The organism is Aureimonas sp. ME7 (genome assembly GCF_903970965.1).
Lineage (GTDB): Bacteria > Pseudomonadota > Alphaproteobacteria > Rhizobiales > Rhizobiaceae > Aureimonas.
The window spans coordinates 86375-101964 of record NZ_CAJCKW010000007.1; the positions used below are offsets into that span (position 1 = coordinate 86375).

General features: G+C 69.6%; 8 protein-coding genes. 6 read left to right on the plus strand and 2 right to left on the minus strand.

Annotated elements, in window-relative coordinates; translation table 11 throughout:
* Complete coding sequence (locus H7A85_RS13455; protein ID WP_182086462.1) at positions 1 to 3180, plus strand: multidrug efflux RND transporter permease subunit; 3180 nt, start codon at positions 1 to 3, stop codon at positions 3178 to 3180.
* Positions 3181 to 3228: 48 nt separating this feature from the next.
* Here the strand turns inward: H7A85_RS13455 and H7A85_RS13460 are convergent, their stop codons facing one another.
* Entirely contained in the window at positions 3229 to 4929 is a 1701-nt protein-coding gene (locus H7A85_RS13460) for a hypothetical protein (protein WP_182086463.1), read from the minus strand.
* A 192-nt stretch (positions 4930 to 5121) separates the two neighbouring features.
* Between H7A85_RS13460 and H7A85_RS13465 the strand changes: the two genes are divergently transcribed.
* Complete coding sequence (locus H7A85_RS13465; RefSeq protein WP_182086464.1) at positions 5122 to 5619, plus strand: thiol-disulfide oxidoreductase DCC family protein; 498 nt, start codon at positions 5122 to 5124, stop codon at positions 5617 to 5619.
* Here the strand turns inward: H7A85_RS13465 and H7A85_RS13470 are convergent.
* Positions 5568 to 6212, minus strand: coding sequence for a DUF4166 domain-containing protein (locus H7A85_RS13470; RefSeq protein WP_182086465.1), 645 nt, complete (start codon positions 6210 to 6212; stop codon positions 5568 to 5570). The genes H7A85_RS13465 and H7A85_RS13470 overlap by 52 nt on opposite strands.
* A 199-nt stretch (positions 6213 to 6411) precedes the next feature.
* Between H7A85_RS13470 and H7A85_RS13475 the strand changes: the two genes are divergently transcribed.
* The 4 genes from H7A85_RS13475 to H7A85_RS13490 all read left to right on the plus strand — a co-directional run bounded on the left by H7A85_RS13475 (position 6412) and on the right by H7A85_RS13490 (position 15586).
* Complete coding sequence (locus tag H7A85_RS13475; RefSeq protein ID WP_244631186.1) at positions 6412 to 7578, plus strand: glycosyltransferase; 1167 nt, start codon at positions 6412 to 6414, stop codon at positions 7576 to 7578.
* Between the two features lie 216 nt (positions 7579 to 7794).
* Positions 7795 to 10056, plus strand: coding sequence for a UDP-galactopyranose mutase (gene glf, locus H7A85_RS13480; protein WP_182086596.1), 2262 nt, complete (start codon positions 7795 to 7797; stop codon positions 10054 to 10056).
* The gene (locus tag H7A85_RS13485; protein WP_280514925.1) at positions 10053 to 13316 is read left to right on the plus strand and encodes a glycosyltransferase; all 3264 of its coding nucleotides are present in this window, start codon (positions 10053 to 10055) and stop codon (positions 13314 to 13316) included. Before glf ends, H7A85_RS13485 begins: the two co-directional genes overlap by 4 nt.
* A complete protein-coding gene (locus H7A85_RS13490; protein WP_182086466.1) occupies positions 13316 to 15586 on the plus strand; it encodes a glycosyltransferase in 2271 nt (756 codons plus the stop codon). The genes H7A85_RS13485 and H7A85_RS13490 overlap by 1 nt, the downstream gene beginning before the upstream one ends.
* The last annotated feature ends 4 nt before the right edge of the window (positions 15587 to 15590 follow it).

The following is a 15590-nucleotide window of genomic DNA, read 5'->3' on the forward strand; positions in this document are numbered from 1 at the left end:
GTGAACATCTCCCGGTTCTTCATCGACCGCCCGGTCTTTGCGGGCGTCCTGTCCGTCATGATCTTTCTGGGCGGCCTTCTTTCGATCTTCGCCCTGCCGATCTCCGAATATCCCGAGGTCGTGCCCCCGTCCGTCGTGGTGCGCGCGACCTATCCCGGCGCCAACCCCGCGGTCATCGCCGAAACGGTGGCGACGCCGCTCGAAGAATCCGTCAACGGCGTCGAGGGCATGCTCTACATGAGCTCCCAGGCGACCACAGACGGCGTGATGCAACTCACCGTCACCTTTCGCATCGGCACCGACCCGGATCAGGCGCAGCAGCTCGTCCAGAACCGTGTGGCACAAGCCGAGCCGCGCCTACCCGAGGAAGTGCGCCGCCTCGGCGTGTCGGTGGTCAAATCCTCGCCCGACCTCATGCTGGTGGTCCACCTCACCTCGCCGAACGGGCGCTACGACCTCACCTATCTCAGAAACTACGCGCTTCTCAATGTGCGCGATCGCCTCGCGCGCATCGACGGCATGGGCCAGGTCCAGCTTTTCGGCTCGGGCGACTATTCCATGCGCATCTGGCTCGACCCCGAGAAGACCGCGGCCCGTGGCCTGTCGGCGAACGACGTCGTTTCCGCCGTCCGCGAGCAGAACGTCCAGGCCGCCGCCGGCGTCATCGGCGCCTCGCCGAGCGTGGCCGGCGTCGAATTCCAGCTGTCCGTCAACGCGCAAGGCCGCCTCAAGGACGCGGACGAGTTCGCCGACATTATCGTGCGCACCGACGCGCAAACCGGCGCCATCACGCGCATCCGCGACATCGGCCGCGTCGAACTCGGCGCGTCCGAATACGCCCTGCGCTCGCTCCTTTCCAACGAGCCCGCCGTCGCGATCCCCGTGTTCCAGGCGCCCGGCTCCAACGCCATCGCGATCGCCGACGAGGTGCGTAGCGTCATGGCCGAGATCAAGGAGACCATGCCCGAGGGCGTGGACTACGAGATCGTCTACGACACGACGCAGTTCGTGCGCGCCTCGATCGAGGCGGTGATCGACACGCTTCTCGAAGCCGTCGTCCTCGTCGTGCTGGTCGTGGTCGTCTTCCTTCAGACCTGGCGCGCCTCGATCATCCCGCTGCTGGCGGTGCCCGTGTCGATCGTCGGCACCTTCGCGGTGATGCATTTCCTCGGCTTCTCGATCAACGCCCTGTCCTTGTTCGGCCTGGTGCTGGCGATCGGCATCGTCGTGGACGACGCGATCGTCGTCGTCGAGAACGTCGAGCGCAACATCGAGAACGGCCTGAACCCCCGCGAGGCGACCTATCAGGCAATGCGCGAGGTGTCGGGTCCGATCGTCGCGATCGCGCTGGTGCTCGTCGCCGTGTTCGTGCCGCTCGCCTTCATCTCGGGGCTGACCGGCCAGTTCTACCGGCAGTTCGCGCTGACGCTCGCGATCTCCACCGTGATCTCGGCCTTCAACTCGCTGACGCTTTCCCCCGCCTTGGCCGCCCTCCTCCTGCGCGGCCACGACGCGCCCAAGGACCGGCTGACGCGCATTCTCGACGGTTCGCTCGGCTGGTTCTTCCGAGGCTTCAACCGCTTCTTCGGCGCCTCGTCGCGCCGCTACGGCAACGGGCTCGGGCGTATCGTCACCCGCAAGGGGATGATGCTGGGGCTTTACGTCGTCCTCGTCGCGCTCACCGCCGTTCTGTTTCAAAAGGTGCCCGGCGGCTTCGTGCCGGCGCAGGACAAGCAGTATCTCGTCGGCTTCGCGCAGTTGCCCGACGGCGCCTCGCTCGACCGGACGGACGCGGTGGCGCGCCGCATGGGCGAGATCGCGCTCAAAGTGCCGGGCGTCGAATCGACGATCGCCTTCCCGGGCCTATCGATCAACGGCTTCACCAATTCCTCCAACGCCGCCGTGGTGTTCCTGACGCTCGCACCCTTCGAGGAGCGGGAAACGCCGGAGCTGTCGGCCGGCGCCATCGCCCAGAAGCTGAACGGCGAGTTCGCCGGCATCCAGGAGGCCTTCACCGCGATCTTCCCGCCCCCGCCCGTGCAGGGCTTAGGCACGATCGGCGGCTTCAAGCTGCAGATCGAGGATCGCGCAGGGCAAGGCTACCAGGCGCTCGACGACGTGGTGCAGGGCTTCCTGGCGAAAGCCTATCAGGCGCCCGAGCTCACCGGCATGTTCACCGGCTACGGCATCGACGTGCCCCAGCTCTTTGCCGACGTCGACCGCGCCCGTGCCCGCCAGCTCGGCGTCTCCGTCACGGAGATCTTCAACACGCTGCAGATCTATCTCGGCTCGCTCTACGTCAACGACTTCAACCAGTTCGGCCGCACCTATTCGGTGCGCGTCCAGGCCGACGCGCCCTACCGCGCTCGGGCCGAAGACATCGGCAACCTCAAGGTGCGCTCGAACTCGGGCGAGATGATCCCGCTATCGGTTCTGATGAAGGTCGACACGGTCGCCGGCCCCGAGCGGGCGCTGCGCTACAACGGGTTCCTCGCCGCCGACGTCAACGGCAACGCGGCGCCGGGCTTCTCGTCCGGCCAGGCTCGGGCCGCGGTCGAGCGCATCGCGGCGGAAACCCTGCCGCCCGGCTTCAGCTTCGAATGGACCGAGCTCACCTATCAGGAGATCATCGCCGGCAATTCGGGCGTCGTGATCTTCCCGCTCGCGATCCTTCTCGTGTTTCTGGTGCTGGCCGCCCAGTACGAGAGTCTCACCCTGCCGATCTCGATCCTCCTGATCGTGCCGGCCGGCCTGTTCTCGGCGCTGTTTGGGATTTGGGCAACGGGGGGAGACAACAACATCTTCACCCAGATCGGCCTGATCGTGCTCGTCGGCCTGTCGGCCAAGAACGCCATCCTCATCGTCGAGTTCGCGCGCGAACTGGAAGCGGAAGGGCGATCGGCGCGCGAAGCGGCGATCGAGGCGGCGCGCCTGCGCCTCCGGCCTATCCTGATGACCTCGCTCGCCTTCGTCATGGGCGTCCTGCCGCTCGTGCTCTCGACCGGGGCGGGTGCGGAGATGCGCTCGGCCATGGGCATTGCGGTGTTTTCCGGGATGATCGGCGTCACCCTCCTCGGCCTGTTCCTGACGCCGCTGTTCTACGTTCTCGTGCGGGCGCTCGCGCCCGCTCGGGCGCCGGTCCAGGCTTCGATGGAGGCGACGCCCGCGCACGGTGCCTGACCGGGCGCGGGCGTCTCACTGGGTCGCGTGCTGCCGATCGGCCGAGGCCTAAAGGTCGGAGCCCTCGTCCGCCGGCGCATCGCCGGGCGCTTCATCAAAGGGCGCTTCGTCGCCGGGGAATTCGTCGCCCGGCAGGAGATCCTGGCCGTCTCCGCCGTCCGGCTCGTCCAGCGTGTCGGGCCCCTTGAGCACCGTGCCGTTGACGCTGACCGACCCGTCGGCGGCGGCGGCCACCAGCCATTCCAGGCGCCCGTCGGCGCGCGGGCGCCCGATCCCCTTGACGAACTGCAGCGTGCCCACCGCCTGATACAGCTCCGGCTGCTCGGCGGCCGCCTTCTGGAGGGTGGCGATCGCGGTGTCGAGCCCGCCGACATCCACCGCGATCTCGGCCGAGGGCTGCTCGTCGGCAAACGCGAAATCACCGGAAAAGGCGATGTCGAAATCGTCCGCGCGGATGCGGCTGGGCTTCAGCTTCGTGCGGATCTTCGACGGATCGAAGGCGGCGGACACGCGGGCCTGCGTCTCCTCCGACAAGGGCGGGTCCTTGGCGAAGTCGACCTCGGCGAGCGCCAGGTCGGCCGGCGTCTTCAGATCGACGCCCGACACGGCAAGCCCGAGCGCCATCTCGCGCGGCAGGAGCGAGACGGCCCAGGACGGCACGAACGGGCTTTGGACCGCGATCGCGTTCAAACCGAAGTCGATGTCGAAGGACGCATCGTTCTGGACACCGGAAAAGCGCAGCGCCTGACGCGCCTCGCCGATCTCGAGTCCGCCGTAGAGCGAGGTGATCGCCATTTTCCGCGCCGACGCCGACCCGCCGAGCTCGCTCCACACGGGCAGGACGGCCTGGAGGGCGGTCTTGAGCTCCGTGCCGAACGGCCCCGCCAGCGTCGCCTTGGCATCCTTCTCCAGGTCGTCGGCGTGGCGCAGCACCAGCGCGTAGAGGTCGGCGACCGCGACCGTGCGCCCGTTCCGGATCGACCCTTCGGCCTCCACCGCGTCGGCGCTCGCCTCGAAGCCGAAGGAGAACGGCACCGCCGCCTCGCCGGGCGTCGTCTCGCCGTTCGGCGCGGCCTCTTCGCCCGGCGTCGCCTCGCCGTCCGGACCATGCCCCTCGTCGGTCGGTACGGTGATCGTGGTGGTCTGCTTGTAGCCCTCGTAGGTCTGGCGGAAGCCGAGATCGGCACCGCCTTCCGCGCTCGGGGCCCCCGTCAGCGTCATCTTGGTGGTGCGCACGTTGGTGACCGAGCGGCTGAACGGATCGCTCTGCTCGTTGACCATGCCTTCCGCACCCGCCTCCGCCGACAGGAAGGCGGCGATCTCGGGCGAGAAGACGCCTTTGAACATCTGCCGGTCCAGCGTGTAGACGAAGCTCTGCCGGACCCCGTTCAGCTCCGGCGAGGCGGAAATGTCCAGCCTGTCGTCGCTGAAGACGTTCCAGGTTCCGTCCGCCCGCTCGCTGACCACATAGGAGAAGGGGGCGAAGCGCACCGGCGTGCCGACGAATTCTGTGAGGACGGCGGCCGGATCGATGGTGATGCGCTGCCCGGCCGGGTCGGGCTCGACGCGCAGGACGCCGCGATCGAAGGGGATCGCCGTGACATAGCCGATCAAGGCGTCGCGGACCTTGGCAACCGACTCGCTGGTGCCCGCCGCGGCCGGCTCGGGCTTCTGGTCGAAGGTCTGCGCCAAGGCCGGCAGGCTCGACACCGATGCGAAAAGGGCGGCTGCGAACACAGGCCGGATCATGCGAAACTCCCCCGATGACTGCGCATGGGTTGTAGAGGACAACCAGCCGAAAGCGAGCGCGAAATGCGCTGCGCGAAGGGAGGGGCCGGTTTTCGTGGACGCTTTCTTGACGCGTCGCCTCGATTTCGAGCGATTGCGCCACATGCCGGTGGGCCCTTGAAACCGCCCTCCGCGTTGAACAGTTCATCCCCCATGCAACCCTCCCGATCTCTTCACGACCCCGACGCGCCCGATGGATTGATGGTGTTCGACGGCGTGTGCAACTTCTGCTCGGGGCAGGTGCAGCTTCTTCTGAAGATCGACCGGGCGGGCGCGCTGCGCTTCACCGCGATCCAGTCGCCCTACGGGCGCCATCTGGCGGCGCGCCACGGGCTCGATCCGGACGACCCGACCACCTTCATGTTCTTCGATCGCGGACGGCCCTTGCAGGAAAGCGACGCGGTGCTGGCGCTGTACGATCGGCTGCCCGCCCCGTGGCGGTGGCTGCGGCTCGCGCGGATCGTGCCGCGCCCGCTTCGCGACGCGGCCTACCGGCTTCTGGCTCGCAACCGCTACCGCCTGCTCGGGCGCCGCGACACCTGCATGGTACCCTCGCTAGCCGAGCGCGCCCGGTTCGTCGATGCCGTGCCAGACAGCCTTCAGGGAACGCTCGCCGGCGCCTCGGCTCCGAGCTCGAACCGTCCGTCGTAGCGGAACAGCTCGCCAAACAGCGGATGGCGGAGATGCATCGCCATCTCGAAGCGGTCAGGCCCCTCGCAGGGCCCTTCCACCACCTCGGCGCGGCCGAGGAGGAGGCCGGCGGGAATGGGCCAGTCGCGGCCGAACAGGCGCCAGACATAGCCCGCGCCGCGAAACACCAGCGCCCCGTTCTCGACGCTCACCCTCATGCGCATGCCGATCCCCAAGCGCACGAACTCGATCACCTCGCCGGACCCTGAGCGCACCATGAACGAGCGGAAGTGGAAGGGCGCACGACCGGGAAAGTGGAACACCCGGTCCCAATGGATGCGCGGGCCACGCACGCGGTAGTGCACCTCGATCGGCACGTCCCTGCCCTGATAGGGCACCAGCGCGCCGGCGATGCGTGCGAAGGGCAGGATCAAGGTGGCAAGGGCGCTGTGCCGGACCTCGCCCATCCGGCCGCGAACGGTGATGGCGTCGTCCGTGTCCGGCCGCAGGAAGTAGTGCCGACGCACGGCGCTCCCCAGCCGCGCCCACGCCTCCTCGCCGACGACCTCGCGAAACACCGGCTTGGGGCTTGGGGACGGGGGAAGAGCGTTCATGACGGGCCTTTCCTAAGGGTCTGGCGAAACCGGGCCGAGGGAACGGGCAGCGGTTCGCGCGTTTCAAAAGCTCGTCTTTCCGGTGGGCTCGTCAACCGGCGGGCTGCGACATACTGGATTCTCCGCCCCGCCGCCGTTGCCCCGGGTCCGGCCGCTCCGTTAAGGGAAACCGCCCGCATTCCGGCGCGAAGGACGAATCATGGCACTCCCGACGACGCCGGCGAGACCACCCGCGATCGTGGTGATCGGCGATCTCGTGGAAGGCTGGCCGCCGCACGACATGGAGCCGGAGGCGATCGAACGGCAGGCCGCCGGCTGGCCGGATCGCCTTGCCGCCGAGCCGTTCGGGCCGGGCGCCGGCGCCGGGAGCGCCCCGCCGGCCGTCCACGGCGGCTATCTCGAACGCCTGCCGCTCGCCTGCGTGCATGCCGGGCTCGCCGACCATGCCGAGATCTGGCACTTCGCCCGCTCGGCCGACGTTCCGCCCCTGCGGCGCGACAGCCCGCATCTCGCCCGCCGCGTGTTCCGGCTGGACGGGGAGGGCGCGCCCTTCCGCTCCACCGACATGCTGCGCTTCATCGAGACCGTCGGCGCACCGGAGATTCTCGTCGTCCTGGGGCTGGGCGTCGAGGAGCGCATCCTCGAGGCCTGCCGGGCGAGCCTCAAGGTCTACAACTCGATCGACGCGCCCGCGCTTCGCGTGCCCCCCGAGATCGGCCGTCACTTCGACCTCGTCCTGACCGGCGCCGATTGGCAGTCGCGCGAGGTGGAAGCGCGCCACCCTGGCATGACGACTGCCGTGATGCCGATCGGGCCGGAATTCGCCGATCCCGAGACCTTCCGTCCGCTCGGTGAGCCCAAGCCCTACGACGTCGTCTATGTCGCCGCTGCCCAACCCTACAAGCGGCACGACATCCTGTTCGACGCGTTGGCGAGCGCCCCGCGACCTTTGCGGGCGCTCTGCGTCTTCGGATATGGCGAGATGGGGGGCGAGCTTCGCGAACAGGCGATGGCCCGTGGCCTTCAGGTCGATTTCGTCGGCCCGCCCGGCGTTCCCTTTGCCGAGGTCAACCGGCTGATGAACGCGGCCAGGATCGGCGTGGTGTGCGGGGTCGACGACGGCGCCCCGGCCATTCTCACCGAATACATGCTGGCGGGCCTGCCGGTTCTCGCCAACGAGCGCCTCGCCTGCGGGCTCCAGTTCATCACGCCGGAAACGGGACGCACCGCGCCGGCCGAGCATTTCGGCGCGGCGATGGTGGGGATGCTCGATAGCCTGGAACGCTTTCGCCCCCGCGAAATCGCTTGCGAGCGGTGGATCTGGCCCCATACGATCGAGCGCTTCCGGTCGCAGCTCACGAAATAGGCGTGCCGCGATTGGTCGCATGGCGGAATGCGTCCGGGATCGGCTAGGTCCGGGCCCACCATGTGAGGGGTTGTGATGACGCCAGAGTTTGCGACCGCTTCCGGGCCATCGGGAGCCAGATTCGGCGACGGCGTCAAACCACAATCCGACCACCCCCCGATCATCTGCTTCTCGCATCTGCGCTGGGACTTCGTCACCCAGCGCCCGCAACACCTGATGCGCCGCTTCGCCGGGGACCGAAAGGTCTTCTTCTTCGAGGAGCACATCCCCTGCGACCACCCGCTGCCCTATCTCGAATTCCACCCCTTCCCCGCTGACGGCGTCATCGCGCTCCGCCCGCGCCTGCCGCACTGGTGGAGCCTGGAGGAGCGCGAGGCGGGGCTGGCACAGCTTCTCGCCATGCTGGTCGACACGGCGATGGCGGCGCCGCCGGTTCTCTGGTTCTACACGCCGATGATGTTCGCCTTCGCTGGAGGCGTGCCGGCGGCGGCCGTGGTCTACGACTGCATGGACGAGCTCAGCGCCTTCCGCTTCGCCGATCCGCGCCTCGTCGCGCTGGAAGGGGAACTCCTCGCGCGCGCCGACGCCGTGTTCACCGGCGGCTGGAGCCTTTTCGAGGCCAAGCGCCACCGGCACGCCAACATCCACCCCTTCCCCTCCTCGGTGGACGTCGCCCATTTCGGCCGAGCGCGCGCCGGCACGTTGCCTCCGCCCACCGATCAGGCAGCCCTTCCCGGCCCCGTTCTCGGCTTCTACGGGGTGATCGACGAGCGGTTGGATCTCAAGCTGATCGCCGCTGTCGCGAGCGCCCGGCCCGACTGGACGCTTGCGATGCTCGGCCCCGTCGCCAAGATCGATCCGGCCGACCTGCCCCGCGCCGCGAACCTCCATTGGCTGGGCGGGAAAGGCTACGACGAGCTGCCGGCCTATCTCGCCCGCTGGGACGTGGCGCTGATGCCCTTCGCCATCAACGAGGCGACGCGCTTCATCAGCCCGACCAAGACGCCGGAATATCTCGCCGGCGGTTGCCCGGTGGTGTCGACGCCGGTCGCCGACGTCGTGCGCCACTACGGCGCGCTGGAAGGCGTCGGGATCGCGGGCGAGGCGCCCGCCTTCGTCGCGGCCTGCGAGCGCGCGCTCGCCCTCGGGGCCACGGGCCGCTGGCGCGACGAGGCCGACGCGCTCCTGGCCGACATGTCCTGGGACCGGACGCAAGGGGCGATGGCGGCCATTCTCGACGAGGCGATCCTCGCCGCCCGGCGCGCGGGCGCCCATCCCGCCAACGACGAGCCGTCCCTGCCCGCCATTCATGCCAAGCCGCGCCGCGAGCGCTTCGACGCGCTGGTGGTGGGAGCGGGCTTTGCCGGCGCGGTTCTGGCCGAGCGGCTGGCGGAAGGCTCCGGCCGACGCGTCCTCGTCGTGGACCGGCGCGACCATATCGCCGGCAACGCCTACGACCACCTGGATGAGGCCGGCGTCCTCGTTCATCGCTACGGGCCGCACATCTTCCACACCAACAGCCCGAAGGTGGTGGACTATCTCTCGCGCTTCACGGGCTGGCGCCCCTACGAGCACCGCGTCCTGGCGCGGGTCGGCGACAAGCTCCTGCCGATCCCGATCAACCGCACCACCCTGAACGCGCTCTTCGGCTGCGACCTCCGATCGGACGCGGACGCCGCCGCCTTCCTGAAGGCGCGCGCCGAGCCGGTCGCCGTTCCGCTGACGGCGGAGGACGAGGTGGTCGGCGCCGTCGGGCGCGAACTCTACGAAACCTTCTTCCGGGGCTACACGCGCAAGCAATGGGGTCTCGACCCTTCGGCGCTCGACCGCTCCGTCACCGCCCGCGTGCCGGCGCGCACGGACACGGACGACCGTTACTTCACCGACCGCTTCCAGGCGATGCCGGAGGGTGGCTACACCGCGATGTTCGAGCGCATGCTCGATCACCCCAACATCACGGTGCGCCTTTCCACCGACCACCGCGACATCCGCGAAACGGTCGAGGTCGGCCATACCGTCTTCACCGGGCCGGTGGACGAGTTCTTCGACCACCGCTTCGGGCGCCTGCCCTATCGCTGCCTCGCCTTCCGGCACGAAACGCACGATAGGCCCGAGTTCCAGCCGGTCGGCGTCGTGAACTATCCCGGCGAGGACGTCGCCTTCACGCGCATCACCGAATACAAGCACCTGACCGGCCAGCGCCACGACAAGACCAGCCTGTCCTACGAGTTCCCCTCCGACGAGGGCGATCCGTACTACCCGGTGCCGCGCGAGGAGAACCAGGCGCTCTACCGGCGCTACGAGGCGCTGGCCAACGCCACGCCGGATGTCAGCTTCGTCGGGCGCCTCGCGACCTATCGCTACTACAACATGGATCAGGTCGTGGCGCAGGCGCTCGCCACCTATGCGCGGATGACGGGCAAGCCGGCGGGCGCCGGCGCGGCGGCGGCGAGCGTCACGGCGGGGCCCTCCGTTTGAGCCGAGCCCCTTCGGCGGGCCGCCGCCTTCGCGTCCTTGTCGCCACCGACAGCCTCCTGCCGTCCGGCGTCGGCGAGCACATGCTGACGCTGGCCGGCGAACTCGGCGACTTCGACGTCGCGGTCGCCGCCGATCCGCGCTCCGGTCTCGGGCCCCGCGCAGTGGGGCTCGACATCGCCGGCCTTCCCTTCGACGCGGGCGATCCTGCCTCCTTCGCCGGGGCGCTCGCCCGCTTCCGCCCCGATATCCTCCACCTCCATGCCGGGATCGGCTGGGAGGGACATGCCCTGGCACGGACGGCGCGCGAGGCCGGCGTCGCCACGATCCTGCGCACCGAGCACCTGCCCTTCGTCCTCACCGACCCGGCGCAGCGGGCGGAATACCTGGAAGGCGTCGCGACGCTGGACGGGGTGATCTGCGTCTCGCAGAGCGCCGCCGACAGCTTCATGGCGGCCGGCATCGATCCCGCCCGCACCCACGTGATCCGCAACGGCATCCGCCCGCCCGTCGCCCGGCGCACCCGCGAGGTCATGCGCCGCGAGCTGGCGATCGCGCAAGACGCGCCCGTCCTCCTCGCGGTCGCCCGACTGACGGAACAGAAGGGCCATGCCACGCTTCTCGGCGCCCTCCCCGCCGTGATCCGTCGTCATCCCGGCCTCCGTTGCCTCGTAGCCGGCGACGGCCCGCTTCGAGCCGCGCTGGAGACGCAGGCGAGCGCCCTTGGGTTCGGAGACGCCGTCCGCTTCCTTGGGGAGCGGGGTGACGTTGCCGACCTTCTTCTCGCCGCCGATCTCCTTGTCCTCCCGTCGCTCTTCGAGGGCCTGCCGCTCGCCGTCCTGGAAGCCATGGCGGCCGGGCGGCCCGTGGTGGGAACGCGCATCGGGGGAACCGCGGAAGCGGTGGTGGATGGGATCACCGGCTGGCTCGCCGAGCCGGGCGACGCAGCCTCCCTCGGCGAGACCCTGTTGCAAGCGCTCGCCGACCCCACAGCTATGGCCCACGCGGGCCGCGCCGGGCACGAGCGCTTCACGGCCCGCTTTCGCGCCCAGACCATGGGCGCGGCGACCGCCGCGCTCTACCGTCGCCTTTCTCCCTCATCGTCGAACACAGCCAAGGATCGCCCCATGACGCCCACGCGCATCGGTTTCATCGGGGCCGGCGGCATCGCCCACCGGCATCTCGGCATCCTGGAAGGATTCGAGGACGTCGTGATCGTCGGCTTCGCCGACACCGACCTGCCTCGCGCTAAAAGTGCCGCCGACCGCTTCGGCGCGCGCGCCTTCACCGACGCCGCCGCCATGATGGACGCGGTGGCACCCGACGCCGTCTACATCTGCATCCCGCCCTTCGCCCATGGGGGCCCCGAGCGCGCCGCGATCGAACGCGGCCTGCCCTTCTTCGTGGAAAAGCCGGTGGCGCTCGACATCGAGACCGCAGAGGCGATCGCGGCCGAGGTGGAAGCCAAGGGTCTCGTCACCGGCGTCGGCTACCATTGGCGCTATCTCGACACGGTGGACGAAGCGCGCCGGCTTCTGGCCGATAATCCCGCCCAGCTCCTGTCCGGCTACTGGCTGGATTCGACGCCGCCGCCGGAGTGGTGGTGGAAGCAGGCGGGCTCGGGCGGGCAGATGGTGGAGCAGGCGACGCACCTTCTCGACCTCGCGCGGTTCCTGGTCGGCGAGGTGACGGAAGTCTACGGGCGCGCCAGCCACAAGGAGCGCGGCGAGTTTCCCGGGCTCGACGTGCCGACCACCTCCACGGCGACGCTCACCTTCGAGAACGGCACGGTCGCCAACGTCGCCTCCACCTGCCTTCTCGGCTGGAACCACCGCGTCGGCCTCCACATCTTCGCCGACAAGCTGGCGATCGAGCTGACCGACCACGACATCATGGTCGATGTCGGTCGCGGACGCCCGGTGCGCGGGGCGGACGGCGACCCCGTCTGGCGGGAGGACCGCGACTTCATCGACGCCGTGGCGGGCCGCGAAAACCACATCCGCTGCACCTATGCCGACGCCCTGGCGACGCACCGTCTGGCGCTGGCGGTCTCGCAGTCCGCGCGCAGCGGTGACGTGATTCCCGTGAAACATCCGGCCTTGAGCCGTGCGCCTCTTCAGCCCCTTCGCCCCCAGCCCCGGCACGAGCCCCCGGCGGGGCTGCCGCCCGGCCACCGCCACATCCGATCGCTCGGCGTCGAGCGGCCGGGCGAGGCCTATTTCCTCCAATACGAGGAGGGACCGCCGGACGAGGGCCAGGTGCGGCTCGACACGCTCTACACCGGCTTTTCCGCCGGTACGGAGCTGACCTTCTACAAGAACACCAACCCCTATCTCCATTCGCGCTGGGACGGCGGGCGGGGCGTCTTCGTGCCCGGCGAGGCGGGGCAGCACTTCCCCGTGCCCTTCCTCGGCTACATGGAGGTGGGGCGCGTCTCCGAATCGCGCGCCGGCGGCTTCCGGCCCGGCGAGGTCGTCGCCTCGACCTATGCCCACAAGAGCGGCCACACGGCCGATCCGTTCCACGACCTCCTCGTCAAGCTGCCAACCGGGATCGACCCGATGCTCGGCATCTATGTCGCGCAGATGGGGCCGATCGCGGCCAACGGCATCCTCCATGCCGACGCCGAACTCGCCGGCGCCCATGTCGAGCGCCTGGGGCAGGGTGTTGCCGGCCGTCCGGTTCTCGTCATCGGCGGGGGCGTCGTCGGTCTCCTGACGGCGCTGTTCGCGGCGCGCGCCGGTGCGGCCGAGGTGGTCGTCGCCGACCCCTCGCCCTTCCGCCGCGCCCGGATCGAGGCGCTCGGCTTCACCGCCATGGAGGAGGAGGAAGCCTGGGCCTACGCCAAGGCAAACTGGCACCACGGCGGCGGAGACCGAGGCGCCGACTTCGTCTTCCAGACGCGCGCCGACGACCGGAGCCTCCACGCCGCGTTCCGTGCTCTCCGGCCTCAGGGCACGGTGATCGACCTCGCCTTCTACCAGGGCGGAGCGGGCGCGGTGCGGCTTGGCGAGGAGTTTCACCACAACGGGCTGAACCTTCGCTGCGCGCAGATCAACCGCGTGCCGCGCGGCCTCGGCTTCGAATGGAACCGGCGTCGTCTGGCGCAGGAAACGATCGGGCTCCTCGAGACACGCGGCGACGACATCCGCTCGCAGCTGATCACCCATGTCGTGCCCTTCGACGACGGGCCGGCCTTTCTCGCCCATCTCGTCACCGAGCGGCCGGACTTCCTCCAGGTCGTCTTCCAGGTCGCTGAATAATGGAGGCAAGGGGCGAGCCGGTCCGCATCCTCTTCGTCTTCGCCTGGCTGGTGGTGGGCGGCGAGGAAACCGAGGTTCGGCTGTTGGCCGAGCATCTCGACCCCAGGCGCTACAAAATCGACGTCGTCGCCTGCTTTCGCAAGGACGGCATGCCGGAGCAGACGCACCGGCAGCTCGAAGCGCTGGGCGTCTCGGTCGACCGGACGCCCTACACGCTCTCCTTCGAGGACACGGTCTCCTATCTCGCCGGCAAGGTGCCGGGATACGATCTCGTCGTGTCCTGCCAGAACGTCGCCGACATCTACCCGGCGCTGGAGCGGCTCCGTCTGCGCCCGCCCCTGATCGAGCACGGCGGCCTCGTCGCGGAGGCGCTCGGCGGGCCGAAGCATTTCACCCACCGCTATGTCGGCGTCTGCCGCACCATCCGCGATGCCGCCGCCTCGCGCATGGCCGGCCGCGAGCATCATGCGCTGGAAATCCCGTCCGCCGTCGATCTCGGCGTCTTCGACCTCGCTCACCGCGATCGCATGCGGCAGACTCTCGGTTTCGCGCCCGGAACCCCGGTGATCGGCTGGGTCGGGCGGCTCGATCCGAAGAAGCGGGTGGAGGACTTTCTGGACGCCGCCGCGCTCGTCCTGAAGGCGCGCCCCGACGCGCGCTTTCTGGTGATCGGCGGGCCGGACGCGTTCCTACCCGAATACGCCGACGCCTTGAAACTCCAGGCCGCGCGGCTGGGTCTCGGCAGCGCCCTGCGCTTCCTCGGCGACCGGGCGGACGTACCCGAACTCCTGTCCGCGCTCGACGTCTTCGTCTGGCTGTCGCGCGGCGAGGGTATGCCGCATGTGGTGGCGGAAGCGGGCGCCGCCGCCCTGCCCGTGGTCGCCACCGCCGACAACGGGACGCTGGAGCAGATCGAGGAGGGGTTAAGCGGTCTCTTCGTGCCGCACGAAAGTCCGGAGGCCGTGGCGCAGGCCGTGCTCGGGCTTCTCGCCGACCCCGCGCGCGCCGGGCGACTCGGTGCCGCGCTGCGCGAGACGGTCGAGCGGACCTACGCCATCCCCGTCGTGATCCGCCAATGGGAAGCGCTGTTCGAGGAGGTGCTGGCGGAAGCCCGCTCGGCTCCCCCGGTGCCCACTCTCTTCCGCTCCTTCTTCCAGGGCGGGTTCGAATCCTCCACCCATCGCCGCGCCCACGACCGGCGTCGCATCGACATGATCGCGGCGAGCTACCACGACCGCTTCGCCGGCGCCGACTACCGCGCGCTCCAGGGCCACGGCATCCGCACGGTGCGCGACGGGTTGCGCTGGCACCTGATCGAGCCGGAACCCGGCCGTACCGACTGGACGAGCCTTGAGGCGCAGCTCGCGGCGGCCGAGACCACGGGAACGCAGGTCGTCTGGGACATCCTCCACTACGGCTGGCCGGACGATCTCGACATCTGGCGGCCCGAATTCGTCACGCGCTTCACGCGCTTCGCCGCCGAGGCCGCGCGGCGGATCGGGGCGCGCACGGATGGCGTTCCGTTCTACGCCCCGGTGAACGAGATTTCCTTCTTCGCCTGGGGTGGGGGCGACGCCGGCTATCTCAACCCGTTCTTCCACGGCCGGGCACACGAATTGAAGGTGCAGCTGTCGCGCGCCGCGATCTCGGCCATGGAAGCGATCTTGGCGGTCGATCCCAGCGCCCGCTTCGTCCATGCCGACCCCGTCATCAACGTCGCGACCGATCCCGGCCGCCCGCACGAGGCGGCGCATGCCGAAGGTCACCGGCAGGCCCAGTTCCAGGCCTGGGACATGATCGCCGGGCGCGCCTGGCCGCAGATCGGCGGGCGCGAGGCGCTGCTCGATATCGTGGGCGTCAACTACTACTACAACAACCAGTGGATCCACGGTGGCCCGCCGATCGACTGGGGCCATCCGCTCTACAAGCCGCTGCGCGCGATCCTCGCCGAAACCTATGCCCGCTACGGCCGCCCGATCTTCATCGCCGAAACGGGCACGGAGGGCGAGCGTCGCGCGGAATGGCTGCGTTATGTCGCGCAGGAGACGCGCGCCGCCATGCGCCTCGGCGTGCCGGTGGAGGGCATCTGCCTCTACCCCGTCCTCGACCATCCCGGCTGGGACGACGAGCGCTACTGCCCGAACGGCCTCCTGCGCTTCTCGGCCGAGGAAGCGCGGCGCACGGCCGATCCGGCGCTCGCCGCCGAGTTGGCCCGCCAACGGACCTTGACAGCGCCCTATCTCGTCGCGGCTCGCCTCGGCGCGACGTGAACCC

Coding starts and splice junctions, on each gene's coding strand:
- H7A85_RS13460 (WP_182086463.1), bottom strand. CDS start 4,929: ATGATCCGGCCTGTGTTCGCAGCCGCCCTTTTCGCATCGGTGTCGAGC.
- H7A85_RS13465 (WP_182086464.1), top strand. CDS start 5,122: ATGCAACCCTCCCGATCTCTTCACGACCCCGACGCGCCCGATGGATTG.
- H7A85_RS13490 (WP_182086466.1), top strand. CDS start 13,316: ATGGAGGCAAGGGGCGAGCCGGTCCGCATCCTCTTCGTCTTCGCCTGG.
- glf (WP_182086596.1), top strand. CDS start 7,795: ATGCGCCGCTTCGCCGGGGACCGAAAGGTCTTCTTCTTCGAGGAGCAC.
- H7A85_RS13470 (WP_182086465.1), bottom strand. CDS start 6,212: ATGAACGCTCTTCCCCCGTCCCCAAGCCCCAAGCCGGTGTTTCGCGAG.
- H7A85_RS13475 (WP_244631186.1), top strand. CDS start 6,412: ATGGCACTCCCGACGACGCCGGCGAGACCACCCGCGATCGTGGTGATC.